General features: G+C 71.3%; 4 protein-coding genes. All 4 read right to left on the bottom strand.

Going from position 1 to position 4,080, the window contains the following annotated elements; translation table 11 throughout:
* On the bottom strand, positions 1 to 1,445 hold a 1,445-nt coding region (locus Q0A33_RS11490), incomplete at its 3' end, for an FtsW/RodA/SpoVE family cell cycle protein (protein WP_291796589.1).
* A gap of 71 nt (positions 1,446 to 1,516) precedes the next feature.
* The gene (locus Q0A33_RS11485; protein ID WP_291796586.1) at positions 1,517 to 3,256 is read right to left on the bottom strand and encodes a PP2C family serine/threonine-protein phosphatase; all 1,740 of its coding nucleotides are present in this window, start codon (positions 3,254 to 3,256) and stop codon (positions 1,517 to 1,519) included.
* Complete coding sequence (locus Q0A33_RS11480) at positions 3,253 to 3,786, bottom strand: FHA domain-containing protein (protein WP_291796584.1); 534 nt, start codon at positions 3,784 to 3,786, stop codon at positions 3,253 to 3,255. Before Q0A33_RS11480 ends, Q0A33_RS11485 begins: the two co-directional genes overlap by 4 nt.
* Positions 3,779 to 4,080 (bottom strand): FHA domain-containing protein (locus Q0A33_RS11475; protein ID WP_291796581.1); only part of this gene is annotated, 302 nt, incomplete at its 5' end. The genes Q0A33_RS11480 and Q0A33_RS11475, both read right to left, overlap by 8 nt.

Raw genomic sequence — 4,080 nt, 5'->3', positions numbered from 1 at the left:
GGGCGGGCTTCGGTGAGGGCCTCGGAACCCTCCCAGGCCGCCGGCGCGGTGACCTGCCGGTGCTGGGCACCGGAGGGCGCCTCGGCAGCGGGCTTCTCCGGCTCCGGCTTGTCCAGATCGTCCGCGACGAAGCTGAGCACGCCGGTGTGGAACTCCTCCTGCGGACGCCGGGCGTTGTCGGAGATGCGCAGAAGGAGGCCGATGATGATCCAGTTCGCCACGAGGGAGCTGCCGCCGGCGGCGATGAACGGGGTGGTGAGACCGGTGAGCGGGATGAGCCGCGTGACCCCGCCGATCACGATGAAGCACTGCAGGCCGATCGTGAAGGAGATGCCTGCGGCGAACAGGGTGCCGAAGCCGTCGCGCGTCTGATCCGCGATCTTCATCCCGCGGGCGAAGAGGAGGACGTAGAGCATGAGGAGGGCGAACAGCCCGATCATCCCCAGCTCCTCGCCGAGCGAGGCGTAGATGAAGTCGGACTCCGCGTACGGGACCACCTGCGGCCTGCCCTGGCCGAGGCCGTTGCCCAGCATGCCGCCGTCGGCCATGCCGAAGAGGCCCTGGACCAGCTGGTACGAACCGCCGGGGGACTTGTTGAACTCCTCCGGTGAGAGCGCATTCAACCAGCCGTCGATGCGCTGGCCCACGTGCGAGAAGATCCGCGAGGCGATGAACGCGCCCACGCCGAACATGCCGAGCCCCAGGAAGATCCAGGTCTTCTTGGCCGTGGCGATGTAGAGCATGGCGACGAACATGCCGAAGAAGAGGAGCGAGGTGCCCAGGTCGCGCTCGAACACGAGGATGCCCACGCTGGCGATCCAGGCGATGAGGATGGGCCCCATGTCCCGCAGGCGCGGGAAGCGGATGCCCAGGATCTTGGGGCCGGCGAGCACCAGCTGGTCGCGGAAGCTCACGAGGTAGCCGGCGAAGAAGATCGCGAGCAGGATCTTCGCGATCTCGCCGGGCTGGAACGACATGCCCGCGAGGCGGATCCAGATCCGGGCGCCGTTGATGGTGGTGCCCAGACCGGGGACCAGGGGGAGCAGGAGGAGGACGAGCGCGGCGAGGCCGCACGTGTACGTGAAGCGGCGCAGGAGCCGGTGGTCCCGGAGGAACACGAGGACGAGGGCCGCCAGCACGGTGCCCAGCGTCATCCAGATGAGCTGGTTGTCCGCGGAGGAGGAGCTGTCCGGCTTCGCGATGTTGATCCGGTAGATCATCGCCAGGCCCACGCCGTTGAGCAGCACGGCGATGGGCACGAGGACGGGGTCCGCGTACGAGGCCCGCCACCACACCACGGCGTGCAGACCGAGCCCCAGCACGGCCAGCCAGGCGGTGTAGGTGTAGGCGTTGGCGGGGACCTCCCCCTCCGCGCCCATGCTCGTGAGGATGTAGGCGCCGGCGGAGATGACGACGGCGAGCAGGATGAGGAGCAGCTCCGTCATCCGGCTCCGTGTGCGCCTCCGCGTCGCCTCGGCGGAGGGAGCGGGGGTCTCCGTCTGCGAGGGGCTCAGCGTCATCGGGTCGCCCCCTCGTCCTCCACCGGGGAGATCGCGGAGGAGGCGCCGCGGGTGCCGCTGCCCGATTCGTCGGCGACCCCGCCGCTCACGTCGCCTCCGGGCGATTCTGTGGGCGACGGTGAGGGCGCCGGGTCCTCGGACTCCGCCTCGGAGGCCTGTCCGTCGCTGGAGAGCGCGTTCCGCTCGGCCTCCGCGCGGAAGGTGTCCACGACGGCGAGGGCCGCGTCACGCGAGTTCGCGGGGATCGTCGCGGTGAGGCGCTGCTGGGAGAAGGTGGAGAGGGAGGAGACGGACACCTCGGTGTCCTCCTCGAGGCTGGAGAGCTCGATCGGGCCCAGGGTCTGCGGCAGGCCCTGGTAGACGGCCACGTGGCCCTCGTTCTCCGTCACGTAGTACTGCGACTGGACATAGCGCCAGCCGGCAAAGGCCGCTGCCGCCACCGCCAGCACCACCACGAGGGTGATGACGGCACCGCCCCAGCGTCGCCGGGGCCGCGGAGGCTCCTCGCCCCAGTCGGCGAGGTCGTCGTCCGGATCGGCGGAGCGCCTGCGCCGGCGGCGGGAGCGGCGGGACTCCGTGGCGGTGCCGGCGGAGTCCGTCCCTGCGTCCGCCGTCTCGTCCCCGGCCGCGCCGGCGGCGGGGGCCAGCTCACGGGTGGAGGCCTCGCCGGCCTCCGTGTCCTCCGCGGTGCCGGCGTCCGCGGCTGCCGGCAGGTCCTCCGGCACGCCCGCTGCCGTCACCGAGCCCTCGGGTGAGGCGCCCGCGGCTGCGGAGCCCGCAGTGATGTGGTGGGCGTCGAGCGGCTGCGTGGCGACGTCCTCGATCGGCACCTCCGCGGTCGGGACGTCATGGGTGCTGTCGAGGATGACGTCGTACTGGCCGGTGTCGACGTCCGACTCCTCCGGGCCGGTGCTGCCCAGCAGCGCGTAGGCGGGGTTGATCCGCACGCTGCCCACGGCCTCGCCGAAGTCGTCGATGTCCACGTCCGCCGCCGGGTCCAGGACATCGCCCACCACGACGGTGACGTTGTCCGCGCCGCCGCCGGCCAGGGCCAGGGAGATGAGCTTCTCGCAGCACTCACCCGGGTCCTCGATGGTGGCGAGGGCCTCGTGGATGTCCTCGAGGCTCGCGAAACCGGTGAGGCCGTCGGAACAGAGCATCCAGCGGTCGCCGGGGATGGCTTCGTGGAAGGAGAGGTCGAGCTCCGGCGCAGCACCCACATCGCCCAGCACCCGCATGACGACGCTGCGCTGCGGGTGGGTCTCCGCCTCCTCGGGGGAGATCCGCCCCTCGTCCACGAGCATCTGCACGAAGGTGTGGTCGTGGGTGACCTGCTTGAGTTCGCCCTTGTGCATGACGAAGCCGCGGGAATCGCCGATGTGGGCCAGCGCCAGCCTGTCCCCGGACTGCAGGAGCGCGGACACGGTGGTGCCCATCCCGGCCAGCTCCGGCCGCTCCTGGACGGCGCGGATGATCTGCTCGTTGGCGGCGAGCACTGCGTTGCGCAGGGTCTCGAGATCGTCGGCGGGCGCATCCGGCTCGTCGAGGAACGTGAGGCGGGAGACCGTGATGGCGCTGGCGACGTCGCCGCCGGCGTGGCCGCCCATGCCGTCCGCGATCAGCAGGAAGTGCGCCCCGGCGTACCCGGAGTCCTGGTTGTTCTTGCGGACGAGACCGGTGTCCGAGCGCGCTGCGAAGCGGAACACCGGAGGCCTGGGCCCACTTGCGCCGCTCACGCGCGCAGCTCCATCGTCGTGCTCCCGATGGTGAAGCGGCTGCCGGGGCCCAGCCGGACGGGCGCGGTGAGACGCGCGCCGTTCACGTAGGTGCCGTTCGTGGAGTTCGTGTCCTCGAGGACCCAGGAGCCGGCCTGGGGATAGACCCGGGCGTGATGGGAGGAGGCGTAGTCGTCGTCGATGATGAGGCCGCAGTCCTCCGCTCTGCCTATCGTGAGCTGGCCCGTCCCGAGCATGAGGGACATCCCGGCCTGCGCGCCGGAGGTGAGGACGAGCGTGGGCGAGGCCGTGTAGCCGCCGCCGGCGGGAGGCGCACCGGACTGCACCGGCGCGGAGGCGCGGGAGCCGCCGGACATCGCCGCGGCGACAGGGGACTCCGCGGCGGCGCGTCCCTTCCTGCGGGCGCTGCGGTTGCGCGGGACGCGGGGACCGAACAGGTCCTGGCGCAGCACTCCGGCGATGAGGAAGACGAAGAGCCAGAGCAGCCCGAACAGGGCGAACCGCAGCACTGTGACGGTGAACTCACTCACTGAAGGTGACCGCCTCGGAGTAGGTGACAGGGGTGTCGCCGGCAGTCAGCACCATGCCGTCGGACAGGGCGATCGAGGTGATGGGCCGGCCGTCCACGAGGGTCCCGTTGGTGGAGCCCAGATCTGTGGCGGTGGCGCGAGGCCCGGAGACGGTGATCTCGAAGTGCCGCCGGGACATTCCGGGGTCGTCGATGACGATGTCCGCGCTGTTGGCGGAGCGGCCGAACACGGTGGTGCCCGGCTGCAGCCTGTGCTGAGCGCCGTTCACCCAGACGCTGGGCGCCGGTGCCGGGC

This window comes from Brevibacterium sp., from assembly GCF_022712115.1.
In the GTDB taxonomy this organism is placed as follows: domain Bacteria; phylum Actinomycetota; class Actinomycetes; order Actinomycetales; family Brevibacteriaceae; genus Brevibacterium; species Brevibacterium salitolerans.
This window is presented reverse-complemented; position numbering and strand designations above follow the sequence as displayed.